The sequence below is a fragment of the Flavobacterium rhizophilum genome, from assembly GCF_046000485.1.
GTDB classification, from domain to species: Bacteria; Bacteroidota; Bacteroidia; order Flavobacteriales; family Flavobacteriaceae; genus Flavobacterium; species Flavobacterium rhizophilum.
In genome coordinates, this window is sequence record NZ_JBELQB010000008.1 from 36,138 (window position 1) to 60,896 (window position 24,759).

The following is a 24,759-nucleotide window of genomic DNA, read 5'->3' on the forward strand; positions in this document are numbered from 1 at the left end:
TATAAAAAGAAAACATTCCCAAGAAAAAAAGCCTCGATTAAGAGGCTGATTTTCCCGATGAGTTGCTTTAAAAATAAAAAAGCCCCGCTAATTAGCGGGGCTTTAAAAATATGGCTGTAGCTTATTGCTTAGGCTCATTCATTTTGAAAGTTTCCATAAACTTAGTGGTATAATCGCCATCTACATAGGCTTGCTCATCCATAAGTTGTCTGTGGAAAGGAATAGTAGTTTTAATACCTTCTATTACAAACTCATCTAATGCACGTTTCATTTTGTTTATAGCTTCTTCCCTTGTTTGAGCAGTAGTTATAAGTTTAGCGATCATAGAGTCATAGTTTGGCGGAATAGTATATCCCGAATAAACGTGAGTATCTAAACGTACACCGTGACCTCCGGGCATGTGCAGGGTAGTAATTTTACCCGGCGACGGCCTAAAGTCGTTATAAGGATCTTCAGCATTAATACGACACTCAATAGAGTGTAGTTGCGGAAGGTAGTTTTTACCAGAAATTGGCACACCTGCAGCTACTAAAATCTGCTCACGGATAAGGTCATAATCAATAACCTGCTCTGTAATAGGGTGCTCTACCTGAATACGTGTATTCATCTCCATAAAATAGAAATTCCTATGCTTATCTACAAGAAACTCTACCGTACCGGCACCTTCATATTTAATATATTCGGCAGCTTTAACAGCAGCATCACCCATTGCCTGACGAAGCTCATCTGTCATGAATGGAGACGGAGTTTCTTCTGTAAGCTTCTGGTGACGTCTTTGTACTGAACAGTCTCTTTCAGAAAGGTGACAAGCCTTTCCGTAAGAATCGCCTACTACCTGGATCTCGATGTGTCTTGGCTCTTCGATAAGTTTTTCCATATACATACCGTCGTTACCAAAAGCAGCACCAGCTTCCTGCCTTGCACTTTCCCATGCTTTTTGTAAGTCTTCTGCTTTCCAAACAGCTCTCATACCTTTACCACCACCACCGGCAGTAGCTTTAAGCATAACCGGGTAGCCAAATTCTTTGGCCAGTTTGTCTGCATGCTCGAAAGACTCTAATAGTCCGTCAGATCCTGGTACACAAGGCACACCTGCAGCTTTCATTGTAGCCTTTGCAGTAGCCTTATCTCCCATTTTCTCAATCATCTCAGGAGATGCACCGATAAATTTGATACCGTGCTCCTGACATATTTTAGAGAACTTGGCATTCTCTGAAAGGAAACCGTATCCAGGGTGTATTGCATCTGCATTTGTAATTTCTGCAGCAGCAATAATGTTAGACATTTTAAGATATGATAAATTACTTGGAGCCGGACCTATGCATACAGCCTCATCAGCAAATTTTACGTGAAGGCTTTCTGCATCGGCAGTAGAATACACGGCCACAGTCTTGATCCCCATTTCCCTGCAGGTTCTGATTACACGTAGTGCAATCTCTCCCCTGTTTGCAATTAATATTTTTTTAAACATTGCTTGAGATTTTTAATTTGAACTGTATATTTTAAATAAAGCAAATGAGGATGTTACTCCTCATTTAGCAATAAGTATTTAAAATTCCTTATGACGGATCAACTAAGAATAACGGCTGATCAAACTCTACCGGTGAAGCATCGTCTACTAATACCTTAACGATTTTACCAGACACTTCAGATTCGATTTCGTTGAAAAGCTTCATTGCTTCAATCACACAAACCACATCTCCTTTAGAGATTGTGCTTCCCACCTCTACAAACGGAGCTTTGTCCGGAGATGGTTTTCTATATAAAGTACCTATAATAGGTGATTTTACAGTTACGTATTTAGAATCGTCTTCTGTAGTAGCAGCGGCAGGTGCAGCAGCAGCCGGAGCAGCAGCTACAGGAGCCTGTTGCGGAACTGCCTGTGGTGCCGGTTGGCTTACAGGAACGTGCTGAACGTAAGTAGTTGCAGCCTCTGTACCAGCTTCTGTTGTTTTGATGGTGATTTTAAAATCATCCATTTCTAATTTTACTTCGGTAGCACCGGATTTTGCTACAAACTTAATTAGGTTTTGAATTTCTCTAATATCCATAATTTCCGAATTTTGTTTAGTCTGTTCTATTTTTTATCGTATGCCCATTTAAGATATATCGAACCCCATGTAAATCCACCTCCAAAGGAAGCAAACACAAGGTTATCACCTTTTTTGAACTGATGTTCAAAATCGCTAAGCAGTAATGGTAATGTTGCTGATGTAGTATTACCGTATTTCTCGATATTAACTAATACTTTAGATTCATCAAGATTCATTCTAGACGCAGTAGCATCAATAATTCTCTTGTTAGCCTGATGTGCAATTAACCAATCAACATCATCATGTGAAAGGTTGTTGCGGTTCATTATCTTTTCACTTACGTCGGCCATGTTAGATACCGCATATTTAAATACGGTTTTACCGTCCTGAAAAACATAATGTTGTTTGTTTGCTACAGTTTCTTCTGAAGCAGGGAGTATAGATCCGCCGGCATCTATTTTAAGATACTCACGGCCAATACCGTCACTTCTTAAATATTCATCCTGAAGCCCATAACCCTCTTCATTTGGTTCGAACAGCACAGCACCTGCGCCATCACCAAAAATGATACAGGTAGCCCTGTCAGTATAATCTATAATTGAAGACATTTTATCTGCTCCTACAAGAAGTACTTTTTTATATCGTCCGCTTTGAATATAAGCAGATGCGGTAGACATACCGTATAAAAAACTGGAGCATGCAGCCTGCAAATCGTATGCAAAGGCATTAACAGCGCCTATTTGTGAAGCCACATAAACTGCGGTGGCTGCCACAGGCATATCAGGAGTTGCGGTAGCCAGAAGTACCATATCAATATCTTCCGGTTTAGTTCCTGATTTTTGCAGCAAATCCTGTGCTGCTTTTATAGCTAAAAAGGAAGTCCCTTTATCTTTATCTTTAAGTATACGCCTTTCTTTTATTCCTGTACGGCTAGTAATCCATTCGTCATTTGTATCAACCATTGTTTCTAAAACCTGGTTTGAAAGGACATAATCTGGCACATAAGCCCCTACAGCAGTAATGGCGGCTGTTATTTTGTTCATAAGGATAAGTTATTTCTATTCAAATCCGGGAATTTGAAAAAGCGGTGGAAATTACAAAAAAAATACAAAACCCCTTGTAATATTCCTTCTTATTTTCAAATAGATTGCGTTTAACAAAAAAACTCTCACATAGTGAGAGTTTTTCTCTTATATCTTAACAATTAAGCAACCGCTTCCTGTTTGTCTATAACTACCTGTCCTCTGTAGTACATTTTACCTTCATGCCAGTAAGCTCTGTGGTATAAATGCGCTTCTCCGGTTACTGGACATGTAGCGATTTGAGGAACAGACGCCTTATAGTGCGTCCTTCTCTTGTCTCTTCTCGTTTTCGAGATCTTTCTCTTAGGATGTGCCATTTTACTATATTATTTATCCGTTAATAGTTTTTTTAATTCGTCCCAACGGGGATCGGTGTCTTCTTCTTTCTTATGTTCCACTTTAGGAGCCAGCTCCTCAAGTTTGTTTAATATCTCTGCATTCATAGTGCCGTCTTTAATACCCGGATGTACCCTTTTTGAAGGAACCGAAAGCACAATCATTTCATAAATGTACTGCGCTACGTCCACCTGATACTCCCCGTGTGGCAAAACCAGCATTTCCTCGTTTTCATCATTAAACTCATCACCAAATTTCACAATAAGATCAAGCTTGCCTTTAACCGGCAAATCAAAATCTTCATTAGAAAGGTCACAAGGCACATTTACTGTACCCTTATGCTTAAATGTTAACTCAAGCATAGTGAGCTTTTTATCCAAAACAAGGTTCACTTTAATATTGACATCATTATATTCATCAAAATTAAAATGATCAAAGAACGCTTTGTTTATTTCAAACTCAAACTGGTGCTTCCCCTGTTTTAACCCAGCAAACTGGATTAAAAATTCTTTATTAACTTTCATGTGGTGTGTTTTTTAAAGTTCACATGATATTGCCGGACTGATTATTAAAACAGTCACAACTCACTTCATCACAACAGTTTTGAGCGTGCAAAGATATAAAATTATTGCAAATCCAAACCTGTTATCAACATTTTTTTGTTTATAACTGTTTTTCCTTAGTTTTTAAAGGATTTCGGGTTATTTCCCTATAATCATTTCGGTTATTAAATATATCTAAAGCCAAATATACGGCTTCTTTGAAAGAATTAAAATCGGCTTCGCCTTTTCCTGCAATATCATAGGCAGTACCATGATCGGGAGATGTTCTTATCCCCTCAAGTCCTGCGGTATAATTCACCCCGTTACCAAACGAAAGTGTCTTAAACGGCACCAGTCCCTGATCGTGGTAAGCAGCAATAACCGCATCATATTTTTCATAGGCACTACTCCCGAAAAACCCGTCGGCCGAAAATGGCCCGAAAGTCAGCACACCCTCATCAAACAATTGCCTTAATACCGGTTTAAGCACTGTATCATCTTCACTGCCTATAACTCCGTTATCACCACAATGCGGATTAACGCAAAGTACAGCAATTTTTGGCCTGTTTACTCTAAAATCCTGTTTAAGCGTCTGGTTAACTGTAGTTATTTTTTTTCTTATCAGTTCTTCAGTCAAATGTGAAGCTACTTCGTTAACAGGAATATGATCTGTAAGCAAACCTACTTTAAGATTATCGTGCACCATTAACATAAGCGCATCACCTTCCAACTGTTCGTCAAGATAATCTGTATGACCGGGAAACTTAAACTCTTCCGACTGTATATTATACTTATTAATAGGAGCTGTTACCAGAACATCAATCTCCTTATTTTTTAAAGCAGCAGTAGCAGCAGTGAACGACTTAATCGCGTATTTACCCACATTCTCATCGTTTACACCAAATTCAATATTCACACCTTCACGCCAAACGTTAAGCACATTAAACTTACCATACACCAAATGGTCAAGGCTGTCTATACCATGTATATGGATATCAACATTAAGCATCTTCCTTATAAAGGATATGATTTTTGCATTAGCAAAAACCACCGGAGTGCACATTTCCAGCATTCGGGTATCCTCAAAGGTTTTAAGTACTACTTCACTACCTATTCCGTTAAGGTCTCCTATAGATATACCTACAATTACATTTTCTGCTTTTTTGGTCATAATGGTGCTTTAATTTGCTACTTTTGAATTGCAAATTTATAAAATTAAAATGAGGATGTTTACAGGAATTGTTGAAACACTTGGAACTATAAAAGAAATAAAAAAAGACAACGATAATATTCACGTTACCATACAATCGGGATTAACCCCCGAACTTAAAATAGACCAAAGCATATCTCACAACGGCGTATGCCTTACTGTTGTTGCCCTAAACGAAGAAAGCTATACCGTAACCGCAATTAAGGAAACACTTGAAAAAACGAATTTAAGAGACTGGAAAGAGGGCGATATGGTAAACCTGGAAAGAGGAATGAAACTGGGCGACAGGCTTGACGGACACATAGTACAGGGGCACGTAGACCAAACCGGGGTTTGCAAAAGCGTTGAAGAAGCAAACGGAAGCTGGTACTACACTTTTGAATATGACAAAAGCCTAAGTAACATCACTATCGAGAAAGGATCTATCACCGTAAACGGAGTAAGCCTTACAGTAGTTAACTCAAAACTAAACGAGTTTAGCGTTGCCATTATACCTTACACTCACGAACATACCAACTTTAAATACATACAGCCAGGCTCGGTTATCAATTTGGAGTTTGACGTTATAGGGAAATACGTTAGCCGCATTCACGAGCTAAGAAATTAACTTTTGTTCAATCACCTCTGTTAGATTATTTTCTTAGCTTTGTAGAAAATAATCTAACATGAGTGATCGTATACGTGAAAAACTTTCCATTTTAGCCGATGCTGCTAAATATGATGTATCCTGCTCATCAAGTGGCAGCTCCCGAAAAAATGACAACAAAGGACTGGGCGACAGTAGCGCATCAGGCATTTGCCACTCCTACACCGAAGACGGTCGCTGTGTATCGTTACTCAAAATATTACTCACCAACCACTGCATATACGATTGCGCCTTTTGTGTATCCCGCAAAAGCAACGATATAAAACGTGCTGCCTTTACCGTAGACGAAGTAGTTAGCCTTACCATTAACTTTTACAGACGAAACTACATTGAAGGACTCTTTTTAAGTTCAGGCATTTTTAAGGATGCCAATTTTACTATGGAGCGCCTGTTGCGCATTGTAAAAAAGTTAAGACTGGAAGAACGCTTTAACGGCTACATACACCTTAAAACCATACCGGGAGCCAGTCCCGAACTGCTTTCTGAAGCCGGCCTATATGCCGACAGGATGAGCATAAACCTGGAGATGCCTACCGAAAGAGGCCTCAAACTACTTGCTCCCGACAAATCACACGAGGAAGTAAAAAAACCATTAGGCTTTATACAAAACACCATCACTAAGTTTAAGGACGAGAAGAAAACCGGACTCATTAAGAGTATCCCAAAATTTGTTCCTGCAGGGCAAAGTACCCAAATGGTAATTGGCGCTACTCCTGAAACCGACATGGAAATTATGTACAGCGCCAATGAATATTACAAGAACTACAAATTAAAACGTGTATACTATTCAGGCTATATACCCATAAGCTATGATGACCGTATGCCACAAATAGGCAGTCAACCACCACTGCTTCGCGAAAACAGACTTTATCAAACCGACTGGCTTATGCGTTTTTATGGTTTTGAGGTACAGGAACTGCTTAACCCAAAAAACCCGCATTTAGATACCGATATAGATCCAAAACTGAGTTGGGCTTTACGAAACCCCGAACAGTTCCCTGTTGATATCAACACTGCCGATTATCGTATGATATTGCGTATACCGGGCATCGGCACACAATCGGCACTTAAAATAATTCAGGCACGTAAATTTGGAAAGCTGCGCAGCGACCAGTTAAAAAAAATAGGTATTGCTTATAACAGGGCTAAATTCTTTATGCGCTGTGCCGATAGTCCTTATCAGCTCAACGACCCCGAACCTCAACATATAAAACACCTTATATTATCTGAAAGCAACAGCAAGTACCTTAAAGTTCCCCAAAATCAATTAAGCTTATTTTAGTATGGTTACCTATGTATTTGACGGATCTATGGAAGGGCTGCTAACAGCCATCTTTGAATATTACGAATACAAGCCCGGCAAAGTACAGTTAGTTTGGGATAAACATTACCAACCCACTATGCTTGGCGAAACACATACTATTATTGATGACAAAACAAAGGCCGAAAGGGTTTGGACAGGACTCAAAAAAAAGATGAGCGGCGACTGGCTCATGAAATTTTACAGAGCCTACCTTAGCGAAGTACCTCAAACTTTTCAGGATCTTTTTGATTTTGCCTGCTATATTTTTGACAACCCTCAGGGTGCAGAAAAAAACTTTGGCAATCCGCATGTAATGGCTATATCTAAAATGAACCGCATGGTAGGCCGTGAAAGGCATCGCTTTACGGCCTTTATACGATTTCAGGAAACAGCAGACGGTATATTTTATGCACCTGCCGAACCCGACTTTAACGTACTCCCATTAATAGCTAGTTTTTACAAAAACCGCTTTGCCGACCAGAAGTGGATTATTTATGATATTAAAAGAAAATACGGGCTTTATTATGACCTCAATACAGTACAAACCATATCTTTTGAATTTATACAAAATATAGATACCTCCAAAAAAAGGCTTTCAAACAACCTTGTTAGTGATAGTGAAGAACTCACTTCCCTACTATGGAAAGACTATTTTAATAGCACTAATATACTCGCAAGAAAGAACATAAAGCTTCACATTCAATACCTTCCTAAACGTTACTGGAAATACTTGAACGAAAAAGACGACAAAAATTAAGTTAATTTTAACCAAATGTTAGATAAATGGTTAACAAGTCGTTAACAAGGTAAAAAAACAACATTCAAAAAACAAATATAACATATCCTTATATTTATTGATTTCACATCAACATTATTCACATTTTAAATTAATTGTTACATAAACAACATTTTAAGCGATAAATGTTATTTTTAACACCAAGCCTACTGTTAAAGGATTCGCAACAAGTTCATAACTAAATCATAAATTTTTAGCTTTTCGTTAACATTTTAACGTCATTTTTAGTGATTAACTTTAAATAGCTAAAAACAAGATGTTTAACCAAAATCACCAGTTATGACAAACTTTACGTGGCAATCAAAGCGATTGCCTTTAATGATGCTAATCCTTTTTGGATTTTTATTACTTCCGGCCCGAACGATTGCACAGGAAGCAATATCAATCATTTCGGATAGCGAAACGGGTTGCTATCAGTTCGATGGTCCCAGAAAAGACAGCGAACAGAAAGAACCCGGAGAAGACATTGAAGACGGACCCTGTATAAGGGTTTGCGAAAACACCCAAGTTACTTATTCCCTTACCGGAAACAGCAGTAACTGGGCAAACACACAATGGAGTGTTGCCGGAGGAGGCATAATAACCTCTTCTCTTGACAGCTGCCTGGTGCAGTGGCAGGGTGCAGGAAACGGTACCGTTACAGCAGAAGTTACCAAGCTGGACGGAACAGTAGAATATGTAGAAATATGTATTGAAATCATTCCTGCTCCCGAAGCATTCTATGGAGTTCTTCCTGCCTATGTAGGCATTCCTGTTCAGGCTTGCCTTGACGAAGAAATCTTTTTCACCAACCTATCTACAACAAACGGGGGGAGTGATCTGTTTTCTTATTACTGGGACTTTGGAGATGGGACTTATTCCTCAGAATTCCAGCCCACTCACTCATACAGTGCTGCAACTACTTACACTGTAATACTTACAGTAACAAATGTTTGTAATTGTACCAGTAAATACAAAATGGAGGTTAAGGTTCATGACTTCCCAGGCATTAATATTGAGTGTCCAAGCGTAGTATGTGATGGAGAAATAGCATCATATACCGTTGAAGACTTTGTTGGCGATATTTGTGGCGGAAACTTCAACTGGAGTGTTGACGGAGGTACTATTGTCTCTACACCTCCATACGGACCAACTATTGATGTAGTATGGGACAATGTAGGACCAACAGGTTTTGGTTATGTTACAATTGATGCAACAGGATGTGATATTCCTTGTGCCGGACCTACAACAATTCCAGTACCTGTAATTCAAAACAACGGTACTATTGTAGAAGACACTGTAATTTGTGAAAACGAACAAACAGTTTACAAGTTACCACAATGGCCGTCTACAACATTTAACTGGTCACTAGACAATAACGGTACAGGTGCTACACTTGTTCCTAGACAGCAACAAAATGAAATTGTTGTACAAACTGCAGGAACTTCAGGCACAATTACCCTTAGCTGTACTTACAATAACACATTATTAAATTGTGGTGGTACTGCCGAATTAGTTATTACAATTAAACCAAAAGCCCAAATCAACGGTCCGTCATCACTATGTATAAACACAATAGGCGGTTATAACCTTACTGGCGGATACAGTGGAAGCTGGGTCCTTAAAAAACCAAACGGTACAGTAGTATCAACCGGATCAGGAAATTCATTTAATTACAACTTTACCACAGCAGGAAACTATATACTTACAGTTTCAGGTGGTGCATTTTGTAAAAATGCCCAAATGGGTATTGTTGTAAGACCAAAAGAAACAACTCCTACGGCAATTATTGGCCCTGATGAAAGCTGCCCTGGCTTGCCGGTTACCTATAGCGTTAACAATACTATACCAGGAACGGTTATAGTATGGGATATACTTAACGGATCAATTGCAGGTAGCGATCACGGCGATGAAGTCACTGTAACCTTTGACCCAACAGGACCTTATGTTGTAAGTGCCTGGAGAGAAAATACTGCAGAACCGAACTGCCCATCTGAAATTATTACAAAAACAGTAATATTACCTCCAGTTGATGCAAATATTACAGGAGCAGATGAAGTATGTTCAAGTAGCTACGCAAGTTACGAGACAGCTTATACAGACGGTGAATCGTATTTTTGGTCAGTAGTGCCAAATACTGCCGGTAGTGTTACTGCCGGTAACGGAACAAACATGGTAGATATCTTATGGAACGAGCCTCCTGTGATATCAAATCCGCAACAGGTAAAACTTACTGTAATAAAATGTGGCCTGCCATATGACTTTTATTTTGATGTAGATGTAATAAGTACACCTGCAGCATCAATAATAAGTCCGGCTACAATTTGTGGTGGAAACTCATTCAGTGTAAGCTTAACAGGCTTAACATCTGGTACAGCGACATGGGACTTTGGAGACGGAACAACCCCTGTTGTCGTTTCTGCAACTTCAACAGTACCACATACATATGCTAACATAAATGGTTCAAATACTAATTATGATATTAGTGTACATGTAGACAATCCTAACGGATGTAGTAATCCGCTTAATTTATCCCAAAGCATTACAGTACAACCGGCACCGGTTGCAAGTATAACTCCGGCAGGAATATATGCTGTATGTCCTGAATCAGCTATAAACGATGTACTTACCGTAAATATCCAGTCAGGATTTGGATCTACATCATCTATTAAATGGTATCATAACGGATCACTAATTGCTACAGGCCCTACTTCTATCAACCTTGCATCATTAGGCTATGGTTACGGAAGCTATTATGCGGTAGTGGCAAACAGTAATGGCTGTACTACTACTACAAATACTGTAATTTACAATGACAATTGTGATGTTACACCGTGTAACATAAATGAAACGGTTACAGTTAGTGCAACAAATGACTGCGGACTTGTAACAGCTACTTCAACAGCAACAGGAAGCCCAACAGGTTATACCTGGTTTACCCAACCAGCAGCAACGCCGATATCATTAACACCAACTTCAGCTCAGTTCCAGTTTGATGAATCAGGCAGATATAGAATTTACTACAGGGCAATATATGGCAGCTGTGCTATTACAAAATACTATGAAGTAGATGTACCATATATGGCCGATTTGAAATATAATGTTACCTGTAATGGCGCAGGCGGTTATGACATAACACTGCTGGACCATTCTAATTTCTACCCTGGTTATCAAATGGACAACTATGTATTCAATGTAGATAGTGGCACAGTATATTCAGGGCCCTCTAATACCTTCACAACAACTGTTAGTCCGGGTATACATACATTAGACCTGACAATAAGTAAAAGTGGAGTCCCTCCTTGCTCGGCAGCAACTGTAACTATTGATTTACCTGCTATGCCTAATGCAACAATTAGTGCTCCAAATGAGATTTGTGAAGATGCTTCATTTAATATGATGTTATTAACTCCACAAACAGGACTTACTTACTTATGGAATTTCGGAGACGGATCAACAAACCGTCAGGTATCTCCTTCAAAAGTGTATGAAAACGCAGGGACTTATAATATTTCCCTAACTGTAACCAACCAATACGGATGTACAGATACCAAGTCTCACACAATAGAGGTAATAGAAAATAAACTTCAGGGTACAGTTACTGCTGTTCCTCCGGTAGCATGTGAAGGAGGTTCAAGCACATTAACCTATACTCCTGCCGCCGGTTCGGCTGCACCTACTTCATACGAATGGATGGAAGGTAATACAGTAATCGGTACAACCGCAACAAACACCTTTAATGTAACACAATCAGGTGCTTACTGGGTAAAAGTATCAGGCACATACAGTTGCTCTACAGACATTGGTGTTGACAACCAAACAGTTGTAACATTTGTTAAACCAACAGCAGCACACATATCAGGACCAGATGAAGTTTGCTTAAACAGCAGCATTTCACTTTCTACTCCTGAAGGCCCTGCAGATACTGAATATACCTGGAAGAAAAACGGCTCAATACTAACGGCGTTTAACAACATGACAAGTATGACAGATACCGCTACAGCATTAACTACATACACCTATGAAGTTATTGTTAAAACACCTAATGGTGTAGGCGGTTTTTGTACAGAAACAGATACACATACTGTAACTGTTAAACCAATACCAGGAGCTCCAAGTATATCTGTTCTAGGCTACCAATGTAACCCTGTATACAAAGTTAAACTTCAGGCATCAGCCTCAGGAACAGGGACATTTACATGGAGTAATGGCGTAAATGGCAGCATAAACGAAGTTCTTGAAGGAGGGACATACCAGGTACGCTTTACAAATGAATACGGCTGCTCAAGCACAAGCCAGATAGTAATACCTAAAGACCCTACTGTGTATTTTTGGAATGTACCATCAGGCTGTTACGAATTATGTAAAGATATATTAACAGCAGGATCTCTGGGAGGTATTAATATGACTTTCCCTTACTGGGAGTGGATATTTAACGGAGGAACCGTAGACAATGGATACTACAGCAGCGTAAATCCTCTTCCTCTTGCATCATTTGGTGATGGCAGCTATTCTCTTATATTAGATAACGGATACTGCCATAGGGAAAGTGACCCTGTTGACATCAAAATTAAAGAATGTAGAGAATGTGAGTTTGTAATCAGAGTAAAAGCTATTAAAACTACTCATGAGAACGGGTATTGTTCATACATAGTATACTTTGATCTTTATAACCCTTACTCTATTCCAATACAGGTAACACTTTCACTTCCAAACGGAGAAGGTATGTTTGTACCATCATCTATAACAATACCTCCGGGAAGCTCATCACAAAATGTACAAATGATTCCGCTTAACGGTTTCTCAGGAGGCCCGGCACTTGGATATGCTGAAACCACAATTGACGGAAAACCTTGTCTAAACAAACTTGACATAAGGTTCCCAGACTGCGCACAGGGAAGACCTGCCGCTATGGATGACAGCATGAGTGAATACGAGCTCGTTATTGCTCCTAACCCTGCTAAGGAAAATGTAAGCATGAATTTCACTTATCTTGAAAAAGATTCGGAAAAAACAATTCAGGTTTATAACCTACTGGGTGTAATGCTTGATTCTTATACTCCTGCAATACAAAACGGAACATGGGAACTTAACACATCCCGATTCCCGGCAGGACAATACATTGTTGTAATGAAAGAAAACGGAAATATTCTGATGCAAAAAAATCTTATCATACAATAATATCATAACCTTACAAACAGCCGGCAGCAAACACTGCCGGCTTTTGTTCTTTAAAAACAAACCGTTTACCATAAAAAAATAAGATGAAAAAAAACTACTTCTCACTAAAAAATCATCTAATAATCATAGCACTATTAGCAAGTACCGCTACTTTTTCCCAATCCTGGCAATGGGGAGCAGGAGGTGGCAGCATTAATCAGATACAGGGCAATGAAAAAACGGAATCAATAGTTACCGATACTGAAGGTAACACCTATTTTTTAGCATCTGTAGGAAAAACAGGGCTTCATTTGGATGATATGGATATTACCTCTTATGATGCAGGAAACAATAGAGATTACATAGTAGCCAGCTATAACTGCAACGGCACATTTAGATGGGTAAAAGTAATAGGCGGAGGTGAAGCCGATTATATTAAAAGTATACAAACCGATTCACAGGGAAACATATATATTGCAGGATCGGTATACCGTACTTCACAAAACTTCCCTGTACATATTGACACCGATGTCACACTGCCTTATTCACCTAATGACGGAGAGGAAAAACAAACCCTTTTTCTGGCAAAATACAATTCGGAAGGAGAGTTTCAATGGATGGAAATGCCACAGGCAGAAAATGTAACTTTAACAGAAGCCCAAACCCACAGCTTAGCAGCAGGAATACAAACTGATCCCGAAGGAAATACCTATTGGCTATGCATCTTACCCGAAGGCACCTATGCCAACGGAGCATTTGAAAACACTACTGAAGGTGATAACTTTTTTATACTTAAGTACGATACAAGCGGAAGCTTTATTGAAGCCATTCAGCCCGATATACAATTTACCGGGGTTACCGGAAATTATAAACTTATAAGAAATCATTCAACAGGAAACCTATACATAGGAGGCACTACCAATATACAAGGGTCAATTATTATTAACGGGGAAACAATATCCTCAAAAATGTATATAGCCGCATTTAACAGTCAAGGGGATTACCTATGGAAACAAACCAATAGTCCCGGTATAAGCGGCACTATAGAAGATTTATGCCTAGACAACAGCAATAACCTTTACATTACCGGAGGAACATTAAATAACGATAGTTTTGCAGGAGAGTCATTCACCTCAAACCAACCACATGTTTTTCCTTTTATCATAAAACTGAATGCTAACGGACAGGCACTATGGAGCACAAATGCAGAAACAAATGCCTCTGCAAAGGGAAGCGCCATAACAATAAATAACACTACAGTAGCCTTAACTGCAAGCCATAGTGGTATAACATGGGGAGACACAACCTTTACACAGGAAGACAATGAAGGTTATGATATTTTACTTGCTAACTTTAATACCACAGACGGTAACCTTACAGAAATGATTACGTTAGACAGCAATTTTGGAGATAATGAATACAGCCATGCACTAGCTAACGATAACCACAATAGTTATTACATAGGCGGAAGGATTGACGGCAACCTTACCATAGCAGAAGATGAAATAACCAACACTGCTGACGGATATGATTTTTTTGTGGGTAAATATGGATTTGCTAACTGTAACTGTACACTACCGGCTCCGGAATTTAGCTTTGAGCAGGACAATGAAAATCAGCTCAGCTATTCTTTCACCTATACAGGATCTCAACCTTACAACAGTATTGAATGGAATTTTGGTGACGAAAACACATCGGCAGACGAAAACCCAAGCCATGTTTATACACAAGGAAACATCTATAATGTATGTGTAACCGTAACTAACGATTGCGGAAGCGAAACCTTCTGCAATGAAATTGAAGCCGTTTTAGATACTGACAGCTTTACTCTAGCCAAAACGGTAATCTATCCAAATCCGGTAAAAGACATACTTACCATTTCAAGCAACACCACATTAAAATACACTATCTATTCCATAACAGGTGCAACCTTAAAAGCCGGAGAGCTTATTAACGGAGACAACATCATAAATTTATCGGCATATCAGGCAGGTAATTATTTACTTGAATTACAAACCGAAAGCGGCAATAAAAAGACCGTTAAAATATTCAAAAAATAGATATTATTTAATATATTAACATTTAAGAAAACAACAAAAAGCCTAAAAATACTTAATTTTGTAGCGGCACACCTTGCCTCCGGCATCTGTGCCAAGAAACTACTTTTTAAATACAGCCCCTCCTAGGGCTGTATTTTGTTTTTAGGTAAATAGGTATATTTGTTTAAAAATGCCATGCCATTACAAAACCGTTATTTTATCGCCCTAATACCCCCACAGGAAGTTTGCGAACAGGTAACTGACTTTAAAAAACACATTGCCCAAAATTATAACAGCCATAAAGCCCTACGCGTTATACCGCATATCACCTTAAAAACTCCTTTTCATCTTGAAGAGAAAGAACACAGCTTATTAATGCAGTGGTTTCACAACCTAAGCTTCAACATTAATAAATTCGAATTACAATTAAATGGGTTTGGGTGTTTTGACAATAGTAAAGCTCCGGTTATTTATGTACAACCGGAATATTCCGTTCAATTACTCTCTGTTCAGCAAAGCATTATAAAACAGTTTGGCACAGCATTCCCTAACACCCAAATACAATTTCATGATAACCATTACCATCCGCATATGACCATTGGGTACCGTGATCTTGTCTATCCCGAATTTGAAAAAGCATGGGCTGTGTATAAAAACAAAACTTACCGGGCACAGTTTGAAGTACAGGGCTTTTACCTGCTACAGCACGACACCAAACAATGGAATATAATTGCCGAGCACCTTTTACAGGAATAAAAAAGGCAGCCAACCGGCTGCCTCTATATTATTTTAAATACAATTTTAATGCATCGAGTCCATTTCAACTTTTACATCTGTTGAATCCTGGTTAACATCTACGTCTACATCCATATCCATACTTTCGTCCGGAGTGTCCATAGTTTCAGTGTTTTCCATTTCAGCATCTTTGTTTTCTTTCTTCTCTCCGCAAGAGGTTAAGCTTAATGCTGCTACAAATAAACCGGCAAAAAGCGTGTTTTTTAGCAATCTCATGTTCATAATGTTTAGTTTTAATTAGTAATGTGTTTAGTATTCAAATATAAAACTCTCAACATCAGGTTTTTCCCATAAGATTATTAAAAAAACGGCTCTAAATGTTAAAATACGCTATTGATTTTTAACATATTCGCTTGGTTTAACTTTTTTATGTTTCTTAAAATAATTGGTAAGATGGCTTTCATCGGTAAAACCAAACTCATAGGCAATCTGTTTAATAGGCATATTTTTTCCCGCTATCCTTTTCTCAATAAGCTGCACTTTAAGATTGTTGATGTAATCCCTGTAGGTAATCCCGAAGTTCCTTTTAAAATAGGCGCTAAAGTAAGTTTGAGCAATATTAAAATGCTGTGCTATAGCTTTACTCTGTATGCTTTTAGGACTGTATATATTCTCATGAATATAAGATATTACCTGATTATCATTAAAGGTACACCCGCGTATAGGCAACTCCATTCCCTTCACCGTTTCCCTTATTAGTCCGAAAATAGACAGTATCTGGTAAAAAACGATAGGCGAAGTCGAAACATCCTTACGGCAGTTATAGGCTGTGATATTATTAACCGTATTCTTCAGGATAGTGGCACAGGGCTCGTCGAGTTTTAAAAGTGTCTCCTTGAGCATCTTTTCCCGCATGATAGATTGTGGCGTATTAAGCACCAAATCATCGGTCACCAAATTCTTTTTGGAGCTGAAATAACTGTCGGTAAACTTAATATACACAAATCGGGTTTTGGATTTGATATCAAAATAATGACGATCCTCGGGGGCCAGTGCAAACAAATCACCTGCTTTATACGGAATCATATTATCATTAAGTTCATGTATTCCGTGTCCGCTTACTATATAAATAAGTTCATAATAAGTATGGGTATGCGCCGGTAAATGGAACTTATCTTCCTCAAATTCATGTATTACCAACGTCTCAAACTGATTAAGCCTTCTCATATCACATTATTACAATTATGTATCACAAATTTACAATTTAATTGAGATATATCGTCCGAAATTTGCCCCTTCACTTTTAGACAGATTAGCTATGAAAAAGAGTCTTTTTGCCTTATTGCTTGGCGGACTAACCATTGGTATTACCGAGTTTGTGATAATGGGGCTATTGCCCGATATCGCTGCCGACCTGAAGGTATCCATACCAAAAGCCGGATATTTAATTTCAGCCTACGCACTGGGAGTAGTAATAGGCGCCCCAATTATAGTAATTGCCGGAAGAAACCTCCCTCCCAAAAAAATGCTGCTTATACTGGCCCTGATGCTTGCCGTTTTTAATGCACTTTCCATTTTTGCCCCTAATTACGATATACTGTTAGCCTCACGTTTACTGTCGGGATTACCACACGGAGCGTTTTTTGGCGTTGGAGCTGTAGTAGCCAGTAAACTTGCCGATAAGGGTAAGGAAGCACAGTCTATCGCAATTATGTTTTCGGGGTTAACCATTGCCAATGTTGTGGGTGTTCCGTTAGGGACATACATAGGGCAACACTTTAGCTGGCGCTATACCTTTGTGATTATCGCCGCTATAGGGCTAATTACCTTCTTAGCCCTACTAGTATGGATGCCTTACATGGAAGCCAATAAGGATAATAGGATAAAACACCAGTTAAAATTCTTTAGCAAGCTGAATTCGTGGTTAATAATCCTGCTTACCGCTATTGGTTTTGGGGGACTGTTCAGCTGGATTAGTTACATTGCACCGTTACTTACTAATATTTCAGGATTTGCCGCCGAGAATATTCCGTATATCATGATATTAGCCGGACTGGGCATGGTTGCCGGAAACTTTTTAGGTGGACGCCTTGCCGACCGCTTCTCTCCTGCTCCAACAGCACTAGCTTTGCTATTGGCAATGACAGGTGTGTTGATAACGGTTTATTATGGTTCGGCTAACCAGTACCTGTCATTAACACTGGTTTTCCTTACCGGATGTATATCATTTTCCCTAATTGCCCCTATACAGATACTTATGATAAAAACCGCCAAGGATGCCGAAATGATTGCTTCTGCCACTTTACAGGCCGGGTTTAATGTAGGCAATGCCCTTGGTGCGTTTTTAGGAGGTTTACCGCTTACCGCAGGTTTTAGTTATGCTTCGCCAAACCTTGTGGGTGCAGCCATGGCAACGACAGGGATAATTATTATCTTAATTTTAATGAGCCGAACGAAAAACGAAGTACAGGCACAGGCAGCCTGCTAATATTACCGTACAATAAAATTCACATTATCAGGAGGTAAAAAATTTATGACTGGTTTTATAAAATAATCCTGTAAAATTATTTGGTTTGAATTAAAAATAGTAGTAATATTGCAACCTCAAAACTGGTCCTATAGCTCAGTTGGTTAGAGCACCTGACTCATAATCAGGTGGTCCCTGGTTCGAGCCCAGGTGGGACCACAACCGCAACTTCAAAAGAGTTGCGGTTTTTTTGTTTTATAAACTATCTTTACCCGCACAAACAAAAAAACACACAATGAGAAAAATAGAACATATTGGCATTGCAGTAAAGGACTTAGAAACTTCAAACCAGCTTTTTGAAAAACTGTTAGGAACACCGGCATACAAAATGGAAGAAGTAGCCAGCGAAGGCGTTAAAACCTCTTTCTTTATGAACGGTCCTAACAAAATAGAACTTCTTGAAGCCACAAACCCCGATAGTCCTATTGCGAAATTTTTAGAAAAGAAAGGCGAAGGCATTCACCATATCGCTTTTGATGTAGAAGATATTGTTAGCGAAATTGCACGCCTTAAGGAAGAAGGTTTTACCGTACTTAACGAAACCCCTAAAAAAGGCGCCGACAATAAACTGGTTGTTTTTTTACACCCAAAAGGCACAAACGGTGTATTAGTGGAGCTTTGCCAGGAGATAAGAGAATAAGCTGCCTTAAAAAATAACGGCTTTACTTGCAAAACTTTCAGTACTTTTGCATTATGGAAACGAACAGGCAAAAAAAAATAGGCAATCTGTTGCAAAAAGACCTTGTAGATATCTTACAGGGCGAGGTACGTAAAAACGGAATAAGCAACCTTATCATATCTATATCTAAAGTAAATGTAACCAGCGACCTTTCTATAGCAAAGGTTTATATGAGTGTTTTCCCTTCAGACAAAGGAGAGGAAATACTTGAGGCAGTGCGTTCTAACACGCCGCTTATTAAGCACGACCTTTCTCAGCGTGTTAAATCACAGCTTAGAAAAGTACCGAACCTTATTTTTTATATAGACGATTCACTAGACAGGATAGACCTTATTGACAAAGAGCTTAAAGGCGAAAACAACCCTATTAAAAATCCTGAACTTTTAGACAAACGCAAGAAATCATAATTTGAGCTTCCCTTTTTACATTGCCCGAAGGTACACCATGACTTTAAGCAAAAGCACTGCGGTAAATATAATTTCCGTAATTGCTGCTGCGGGTATTGTAATAAGCGCGACGGCTCTTTTTGTTATTCTTTCTGTTTTTAGCGGACTCAAAAATTTCAGTCTTTCCTTCACCAATGCTACCGATCCCGACCTTAAAATCACTACCGAAATAGGGAAATCATTTACGGTTAGCCCGGAACAGGAACAAAAAATAAAATCACTTAAAGGCATTGCCAATTACAGCCATGTGGTGGAAGAACGCGTTCTTTTTTACTTTGACCAAAAGGAACACGTAGCCTACCTTAAAGGAACTGACAGTATTTTCACCCAGGTAAGCCCTATGGAAAAGCAACTGCTGACAGGTTACTGGCTAACACCGCAAACCTCGCAATGTGTGGTAGGTATAGGCACAGTTGAGAAACTATCGATAGGACTGTCCGACTTCGGGCACAGGCTAGAAGTATATGTCCCAACAACCGGAAAAGGCCCTATAGACAATCCTGAAAAAGCATTTAATAAGTCGGCCCTCGTACCCGTTGCCATTTACTCCATCAATGATGATGTAGACAGCAAGTATGTATACTGCGACCTTGGCCTTGCTCAGGAATTACTGCAATACAAGCCAAACCAAATATCGGCACTGGAAATTAAATTGGCTCCGGGAGCACAGGAAGAAACCGTAAAACAGGAACTGCTTTCCCTTTTTGACAACAAGGTCGTAATAAAAAACAGGGCACAGCTTAACGATTCCCTGTACCGAATGCTAAATACCGAAAATCTTGTTACTTACCTCATCTGTTCGCTGGTTGTGGTACTTACATTATTCTGTTTGGCAGGAGCACTTATTATGCTGATACTGGACAAAAGGGAAAATATAAAAACAATGTTTTGCCTTGGGGTAGATGTGAAAGGACTACGCAAAATATTCCTGTATCAGGGAATTTTTATCACGGCACTGGGTACCTTTACCGGACTCATACTCGGAACCATAATTATAGTATTGCAGCAACAGTTTCAGCTCATTACCATCACCCCTACACTACCATTCCCTGTGGAGTATAATATCACCAATATCATAGTGGTATTACTTACACTTTTTACCTTGGGAATACTGGCTTCAAGAATTGCTGCCGGAAGGGTAAATTCAAAATTATTGGAAAATTCATAATTTTTTTATTCTCCCATTACATTTTTCATTTATATTTGCTCCTCAAGACTAAAGGAATATGAAGTTAATTGCCGTCTTAGCCTGCTAAGACTACATACCACCGCTAGCTTTTAAAAAGCAAATGAAGCATTAAACCCTTAATGCCTCTCTTTGTTTATACTATTCTTTATAATATTTTTATTTTACGACATAATGACACAGCAGTCAAAATTAGGCAACGCGTATTCACGCTTTTATGCCTTATTACAACAATCCCTTAAGGGAGAAAATATCGATTTCACTACGGGCAGTATCCGCAGGGGCGTACTGTTACTGGCCATCCCTATGATGCTCGAAATGATGATGGAGTCGGTTTTTGCACTGGTAGACCTTTACTTTGTGGGCCACCTTGAAAACAGTAGTTTCGCGGTGCAGACAGTAGGTTTAACCGAATCGGTACTAACCATAATCTACTCCATAGCCATAGGTATGAGTATGGCAGCCACAGCGGTAGTGGCAAGACGTATAGGAGAAAAAAATCCTGAAGCAGCCTCAAGGGCCGGAATGCAGGCCATAGTGGTAGCCGTTGCGGTTAACCTTTTGATAGCCGTATTCGGATTTGTTTTCGCTACCGATATATTGGTATGGATGGGATCGTCAATGGAATCGGCTATTTACGGTACTGCCTTCGTACAGATTATGATGGGAGGTAGTTTTGTAATTATGCTGCTTTTCCTTTTCAATGGTATTTTCCGTGGTGCAGGTAATGCTGCTATAGCCATGAAGAGCCTTTGGGTAGCCAATATCTGTAATATTATATTATGCCCTATATTCATTAACGTACTGGACTTCGGATTAACCGGAGCTGCCATAGCCACAACCATAGGCCGTAGCGTAGGGGTGCTTTATCAGTTATACAACCTGTTTAACGGTAAAGGCGCATTAAAAGTAGCCTTATCTTATTTTGTTCCGGATATGGAACAGATAAAAAACCTTGTAAAAATTGCAGCTCCGGGAGTATTGCAGTTTGTAATTGCATCCTGCAGCTGGATATTTTTAGCTCAACTGGTAGCCACAACCGGAGGTGACGAAGGGTCAGCGGGTTATCAGAGTGCATTACGTATAATGATGTTCTTTATGCTTCCGGCATGGGGACTTAGTGGTGCTGCAGCAACACTGGTAGGACAAAACCTTGGCGCACAACAGGTAGAAAGGGCAGAAAAATCGGTGCTGATAACAGCCCGCTTCAATGCCTTTTATATGGGAGTCATTATGATTATTACACTTTTGGCAGCCGATAGTTTTATGTGGTTTTTTACCAATAACAACCATGTACATGACATTGCCGTAAAAGCGATAATGATACTGAGTTCAGGATATGTATTTTACGGAATAGGCATGGTACTTATCAATGCCTTTAACGGATCGGGTGATACAAAAACCCCAACATGGGTGAACTTTTTCGGCTTCTGGATATTACAGATTCCGTTAGCCTATCTGTTAGCCAAACATTTCAACATGGGGCCTACGGGTGTATTTATTGCCATACCGATAGCCGAAACCGCCATGACCATAGCCAGTATGATATTGTTCAGGAAAGGAAAATGGAAAAAAGTACAGGTATAAAATAAAAAGGTTGTCTCAAAAGTAATTATCAATTACAAGCTGTCATTTTGACGAAAGGAAAAATCTCAAAATTTTAATTACATGAGATTCTTCATTCCTCTACGTTACATTCAGAATGACACTTTTGAGACAACCTTTTGTTATTTATTGGGTTCTGAATTTCGTCTTTTCAAAAACAAAGAAAACCAACAGCGCGATAACTATCCCTATAAGCGTATCAAGCACCCTTGCCTGTATGGTAGCCACCATATCCACATTATGACCTATAGATGCTATTGTGAGTGCGAGTGGTGTAATGAACATAAGTGCGAGTCCGTAATTACGCATCACCACTACCTCAATACCAAACTGTAATATTAATACAGTCAATACCAGTCCCAACCCCTGCGGATTGATTAACAGTATTATTCCGTAAAGCAATACACCCAGTAGTGAGCCTATCATCCTGTGTACTGATTTGATGACCGTAAGCCTAACCGAAGGCCCTGCCTGCAAAACCGCTATTACCGGAAGTACCATCCAGTAAATACGTTCTTCCTTAAATACCCAGGCCATTAAAACTGCTAATGTAACTCCGGTCACTATACGCAGGGTTATGGCTCTGGAAACCTCATCAAACTTTAATCCCGAAAATATTTCATTGAATTTCCTGCCGTTGTATTCGGGCTTCCTGAATTTTTTAAAGAAAAGCGGAAACACAATTACCACATATCCTGCAAATGCGCCAAGCCCAACAAGCAACGGATACATGATACTGCTTAAATGCTGTACCTCAGGTGCAGAAGACGAAGCTATTTTACCCGTTACTGCCGCCACCAAAACCATCATCAATGGTCCCGGGGGACCAAGCCGCAAGCCTATCATAAATACGCAGCCAATTATGGTTACCAATACAATACATAACATTTTTAGCCATACATCGGTCGCCATATAAGCGCCCAACAGGGAGGAAAAAGTAATAGCCAAAATAACTACAGGAAGCACTACTGCCCTTTCTTTTCTTTTCAGTTGCGGGCAGTGCAGTGCGGTAAGTCCACCAAGGGAAGAAATAAAGCCTAATGTTAAATGCCCCGAAAAATAAAAGGCCAGCAAAGGTATACCCATAGCAATGGCAGCCTCAAGGCCAACTCCCCATCGCCACGGATTATCGTTTAACGCTACAACCTCCTTAAAATTCTTTCGGGCTTTTACCGCTGTTCGTTTGCTTTGAAGTGAGGCCGCCACGATTATACCATTTTATAATCGGCAAACTTATCAAGCACCTCATCAAACACGGCATACACATCTTCAGGCTTGTCGTTAGACACCATTCGCTGCCTGTATTCTTTAAAGCCGTGTATCCCCTTAAAATAATTAGTATAATGCCTGCGGGTTTCAAACACCCCTACGCGCTCCCCTTTCCAGTCTATAGACCATTTTAAGTGGTTGCGGGCTGCTTCCACTCGGTCTTCAACAGTTGGTTCAGGCAGGTGTTCTCCCGTTTTGAAGTAATGTTTTATTTGGTTAAATATCCACGGATACCCAATAGCGGCACGGCCTATCATAATACCGTCCAGTCCGTATTCGTTTCTGTATTTAAGTGCCTTTTCCGGACTGTCAATGTCTCCGTTTCCAAAAATAGGGATATGAATTCGCGGATTGTTTTTCACTTTCGCGATAGGAGCCCAGTCGGCCTCCCCTTTGTACATTTGTGCACGGGTACGTCCGTGTATGGTTAAGGCTTTAATACCTACATCCTGCAACCTTTCGGCTACCTCATAAATATTTATGGAATCATCGTCCCAACCCAATCGGGTTTTAACCGTAACCGGAAGATGGGTACTGTTTACCACAGCTTTGGTAAGACGAACCATCAGGTCGATATCCTTAAGTACACCTGCCCCGGCACCTTTACATACCACTTTTTTAACAGGACACCCAAAGTTAATATCTACTATATCGGGATTTACCGTTTCTACAATTTTAGCACTCATAGCCATTGCCTCTTCATCACCCCCGAATATCTGAATACCTATCGGCCTTTCATAATCAAATATATCCAGTTTCTGGCGGCTTTTTATCGCATCGCGTATAAGCCCCTCCGAAGAGATAAATTCACTATACATAAGGTCGGCTCCATGCTGCTTGCACAATCTGCGGAAAGGAGGATCACTCACATCTTCCATTGGTGCCAGCAACAGCGGAAATTCAGGCAGTTCTATATTACCAATCTTAACCATCTTCTTCATTTTCTGCAAAATTACAACATTTTGGCGATATGAAATAAAACCGTATAAGCAAACCCTATAACAGTATAGAAAAATTGAATAACCGGCTCTTTTATATCAGCATCACAGCTCTTTATATTTGCACTACCCAAAAAATTACCAACTCGTTTAGATAAACACAGTCCCCACTGTACCTTTTGCAATCAGTATGTACCATACATATTTTTTTTGCCGGCCATGCCTACCACACATGCGCCGGCTTTTTA

21 protein-coding genes and 1 tRNA gene are annotated in these 24,759 nt (G+C 39.5%); 12 read left to right on the forward strand and 10 right to left on the reverse strand.

Going from position 1 to position 24,759, the window contains the following annotated elements:
* Positions 1–121: 121 nt before the first annotated feature.
* From accC to pdxA, 6 genes are all read right to left on the reverse strand, one after another.
* Positions 122–1,471, reverse strand: coding sequence for an acetyl-CoA carboxylase biotin carboxylase subunit (gene accC / locus ABS768_RS11450; RefSeq protein ID WP_408075100.1), 1,350 nt, complete (start codon positions 1,469–1,471; stop codon positions 122–124).
* 88 nt (positions 1,472–1,559) lie between these two features.
* Positions 1,560–2,051 (reverse strand): acetyl-CoA carboxylase biotin carboxyl carrier protein, encoded by a 492-nt coding sequence (gene accB / locus ABS768_RS11455; protein WP_408075101.1) that lies wholly within the window; start codon positions 2,049–2,051, stop codon positions 1,560–1,562.
* 26 nt (positions 2,052–2,077) lie between these two features.
* Complete coding sequence (locus ABS768_RS11460; protein ID WP_408075102.1) at positions 2,078–3,076, reverse strand: beta-ketoacyl-ACP synthase III; 999 nt, start codon at positions 3,074–3,076, stop codon at positions 2,078–2,080.
* 161 nt (positions 3,077–3,237) lie between these two features.
* Positions 3,238–3,432 carry a 50S ribosomal protein L32 gene (gene rpmF / locus ABS768_RS11465; protein WP_035133354.1) on the reverse strand — a complete coding sequence of 65 codons (195 nt, stop codon included), beginning with the start codon at positions 3,430–3,432 and terminating at the stop codon, positions 3,238–3,240.
* A 9-nt stretch (positions 3,433–3,441) separates the two neighbouring features.
* A complete protein-coding gene (locus ABS768_RS11470; RefSeq protein ID WP_408075103.1) occupies positions 3,442–3,975 on the reverse strand; it encodes a YceD family protein in 534 nt (177 codons plus the stop codon).
* Between the two features lie 139 nt (positions 3,976–4,114).
* On the reverse strand, positions 4,115–5,164 hold the full coding sequence (gene pdxA / locus ABS768_RS11475; RefSeq protein ID WP_408075104.1) for a 4-hydroxythreonine-4-phosphate dehydrogenase PdxA: 1,050 nt from the start codon (positions 5,162–5,164) through the stop codon (positions 4,115–4,117).
* 55 nt (positions 5,165–5,219) lie between these two features.
* Between pdxA and ABS768_RS11480 the strand changes: the two genes are divergently transcribed.
* The 6 genes from ABS768_RS11480 to ABS768_RS11505 all read left to right on the forward strand — a co-directional run bounded on the left by ABS768_RS11480 (position 5,220) and on the right by ABS768_RS11505 (position 15,882).
* Entirely contained in the window at positions 5,220–5,810 is a 591-nt protein-coding gene (locus ABS768_RS11480) for a riboflavin synthase (RefSeq protein WP_408075105.1), read from the forward strand.
* Positions 5,811–5,868: 58 nt separating this feature from the next.
* Positions 5,869–7,131 carry a putative DNA modification/repair radical SAM protein gene (locus ABS768_RS11485; RefSeq protein WP_408075106.1) on the forward strand — a complete coding sequence of 421 codons (1,263 nt, stop codon included), beginning with the start codon at positions 5,869–5,871 and terminating at the stop codon, positions 7,129–7,131.
* 1 nt (position 7,132) lies between these two features.
* Positions 7,133–7,909 (forward strand): TIGR03915 family putative DNA repair protein, encoded by a 777-nt coding sequence (locus ABS768_RS11490; protein ID WP_408075107.1) that lies wholly within the window; start codon positions 7,133–7,135, stop codon positions 7,907–7,909.
* Between the two features lie 318 nt (positions 7,910–8,227).
* Positions 8,228–13,108 (forward strand): PKD domain-containing protein, encoded by a 4,881-nt coding sequence (locus ABS768_RS11495; protein WP_408075108.1) that lies wholly within the window; start codon positions 8,228–8,230, stop codon positions 13,106–13,108.
* Positions 13,109–13,191: 83 nt separating this feature from the next.
* Positions 13,192–15,147, forward strand: coding sequence for a PKD domain-containing protein (locus ABS768_RS11500; RefSeq protein WP_408075109.1), 1,956 nt, complete (start codon positions 13,192–13,194; stop codon positions 15,145–15,147).
* Positions 15,148–15,321: 174 nt separating this feature from the next.
* On the forward strand, positions 15,322–15,882 hold the full coding sequence (locus ABS768_RS11505; protein WP_408075110.1) for a 2'-5' RNA ligase family protein: 561 nt from the start codon (positions 15,322–15,324) through the stop codon (positions 15,880–15,882).
* 45 nt (positions 15,883–15,927) lie between these two features.
* Here the strand turns inward: ABS768_RS11505 and ABS768_RS11510 are convergent, their stop codons facing one another.
* Both ABS768_RS11510 and ABS768_RS11515 read right to left on the reverse strand, forming a co-directional pair.
* Positions 15,928–16,137 carry a hypothetical protein gene (locus ABS768_RS11510; RefSeq protein ID WP_408075111.1) on the reverse strand — a complete coding sequence of 70 codons (210 nt, stop codon included), beginning with the start codon at positions 16,135–16,137 and terminating at the stop codon, positions 15,928–15,930.
* 114 nt (positions 16,138–16,251) lie between these two features.
* Complete coding sequence (locus ABS768_RS11515) at positions 16,252–17,088, reverse strand: AraC family transcriptional regulator (protein ID WP_408075112.1); 837 nt, start codon at positions 17,086–17,088, stop codon at positions 16,252–16,254.
* Between the two features lie 91 nt (positions 17,089–17,179).
* Here ABS768_RS11515 and ABS768_RS11520 point away from each other — a divergent pair, with 91 nt between their 5' ends.
* The 6 genes from ABS768_RS11520 to ABS768_RS11545 all read left to right on the forward strand — a co-directional run bounded on the left by ABS768_RS11520 (position 17,180) and on the right by ABS768_RS11545 (position 22,286).
* Positions 17,180–18,349 carry an MFS transporter gene (locus ABS768_RS11520; protein ID WP_408075113.1) on the forward strand — a complete coding sequence of 390 codons (1,170 nt, stop codon included), beginning with the start codon at positions 17,180–17,182 and terminating at the stop codon, positions 18,347–18,349.
* Between the two features lie 124 nt (positions 18,350–18,473).
* Positions 18,474–18,547, forward strand: a tRNA-Ile gene (locus tag ABS768_RS11525).
* Positions 18,548–18,623: 76 nt separating this feature from the next.
* The gene (gene mce, locus ABS768_RS11530) at positions 18,624–19,028 is read left to right on the forward strand and encodes a methylmalonyl-CoA epimerase (protein WP_408075114.1); all 405 of its coding nucleotides are present in this window, start codon (positions 18,624–18,626) and stop codon (positions 19,026–19,028) included.
* A gap of 53 nt (positions 19,029–19,081) precedes the next feature.
* The gene (gene rbfA / locus ABS768_RS11535; RefSeq protein ID WP_408075115.1) at positions 19,082–19,474 is read left to right on the forward strand and encodes a 30S ribosome-binding factor RbfA; all 393 of its coding nucleotides are present in this window, start codon (positions 19,082–19,084) and stop codon (positions 19,472–19,474) included.
* Between the two features lie 37 nt (positions 19,475–19,511).
* Entirely contained in the window at positions 19,512–20,681 is a 1,170-nt protein-coding gene (locus ABS768_RS11540; RefSeq protein ID WP_408075116.1) for an ABC transporter permease, read from the forward strand.
* 192 nt (positions 20,682–20,873) lie between these two features.
* Positions 20,874–22,286: an MATE family efflux transporter gene (locus ABS768_RS11545; protein ID WP_408075117.1), complete on the forward strand. Its 1,413-nt coding sequence runs from the start codon at positions 20,874–20,876 to the stop codon at positions 22,284–22,286.
* 144 nt (positions 22,287–22,430) lie between these two features.
* On the opposite strand, the gene ABS768_RS11550 is transcribed toward ABS768_RS11545, so the two are convergent.
* Both ABS768_RS11550 and dusB read right to left on the reverse strand, forming a co-directional pair.
* The gene (locus tag ABS768_RS11550; protein ID WP_408075118.1) at positions 22,431–23,510 is read right to left on the reverse strand and encodes an FUSC family protein; all 1,080 of its coding nucleotides are present in this window, start codon (positions 23,508–23,510) and stop codon (positions 22,431–22,433) included.
* A 2-nt stretch (positions 23,511–23,512) separates the two neighbouring features.
* Positions 23,513–24,505 (reverse strand): tRNA dihydrouridine synthase DusB, encoded by a 993-nt coding sequence (gene dusB, locus ABS768_RS11555; RefSeq protein WP_035133323.1) that lies wholly within the window; start codon positions 24,503–24,505, stop codon positions 23,513–23,515.
* Positions 24,506–24,759: the final 254 nt, after the last annotated feature.

Excerpts from the sequence above, each read along its gene's own strand:
- mce (WP_408075114.1), top strand. The coding sequence starts at position 18,624 with ATGAGAAAAATAGAACATATTGGCATTGCAGTAAAGGACTTAGAAACT.
- ABS768_RS11480 (WP_408075105.1), top strand. The coding sequence starts at position 5,220 with ATGTTTACAGGAATTGTTGAAACACTTGGAACTATAAAAGAAATAAAA.
- accC (WP_408075100.1), bottom strand. The coding sequence starts at position 1,471 with ATGTTTAAAAAAATATTAATTGCAAACAGGGGAGAGATTGCACTACGT.
- ABS768_RS11470 (WP_408075103.1), bottom strand. The coding sequence starts at position 3,975 with ATGAAAGTTAATAAAGAATTTTTAATCCAGTTTGCTGGGTTAAAACAG.
- dusB (WP_035133323.1), bottom strand. The coding sequence starts at position 24,505 with ATGGTTAAGATTGGTAATATAGAACTGCCTGAATTTCCGCTGTTGCTG.
- ABS768_RS11520 (WP_408075113.1), top strand. The coding sequence starts at position 17,180 with ATGAAAAAGAGTCTTTTTGCCTTATTGCTTGGCGGACTAACCATTGGT.
- ABS768_RS11485 (WP_408075106.1), top strand. The coding sequence starts at position 5,869 with ATGAGTGATCGTATACGTGAAAAACTTTCCATTTTAGCCGATGCTGCT.
- ABS768_RS11505 (WP_408075110.1), top strand. The coding sequence starts at position 15,322 with ATGCCATTACAAAACCGTTATTTTATCGCCCTAATACCCCCACAGGAA.
- ABS768_RS11460 (WP_408075102.1), bottom strand. The coding sequence starts at position 3,076 with ATGAACAAAATAACAGCCGCCATTACTGCTGTAGGGGCTTATGTGCCA.
- ABS768_RS11500 (WP_408075109.1), top strand. The coding sequence starts at position 13,192 with ATGAAAAAAAACTACTTCTCACTAAAAAATCATCTAATAATCATAGCA.
- rbfA (WP_408075115.1), top strand. The coding sequence starts at position 19,082 with ATGGAAACGAACAGGCAAAAAAAAATAGGCAATCTGTTGCAAAAAGAC.
- ABS768_RS11510 (WP_408075111.1), bottom strand. The coding sequence starts at position 16,137 with ATGAGATTGCTAAAAAACACGCTTTTTGCCGGTTTATTTGTAGCAGCA.
- pdxA (WP_408075104.1), bottom strand. The coding sequence starts at position 5,164 with ATGACCAAAAAAGCAGAAAATGTAATTGTAGGTATATCTATAGGAGAC.
- ABS768_RS11490 (WP_408075107.1), top strand. The coding sequence starts at position 7,133 with ATGGTTACCTATGTATTTGACGGATCTATGGAAGGGCTGCTAACAGCC.
- ABS768_RS11515 (WP_408075112.1), bottom strand. The coding sequence starts at position 17,088 with ATGAGAAGGCTTAATCAGTTTGAGACGTTGGTAATACATGAATTTGAG.
- ABS768_RS11495 (WP_408075108.1), top strand. The coding sequence starts at position 8,228 with ATGACAAACTTTACGTGGCAATCAAAGCGATTGCCTTTAATGATGCTA.
- ABS768_RS11545 (WP_408075117.1), top strand. The coding sequence starts at position 20,874 with ATGACACAGCAGTCAAAATTAGGCAACGCGTATTCACGCTTTTATGCC.
- accB (WP_408075101.1), bottom strand. The coding sequence starts at position 2,051 with ATGGATATTAGAGAAATTCAAAACCTAATTAAGTTTGTAGCAAAATCC.
- rpmF (WP_035133354.1), bottom strand. The coding sequence starts at position 3,432 with ATGGCACATCCTAAGAGAAAGATCTCGAAAACGAGAAGAGACAAGAGA.
- ABS768_RS11540 (WP_408075116.1), top strand. The coding sequence starts at position 19,512 with ATGACTTTAAGCAAAAGCACTGCGGTAAATATAATTTCCGTAATTGCT.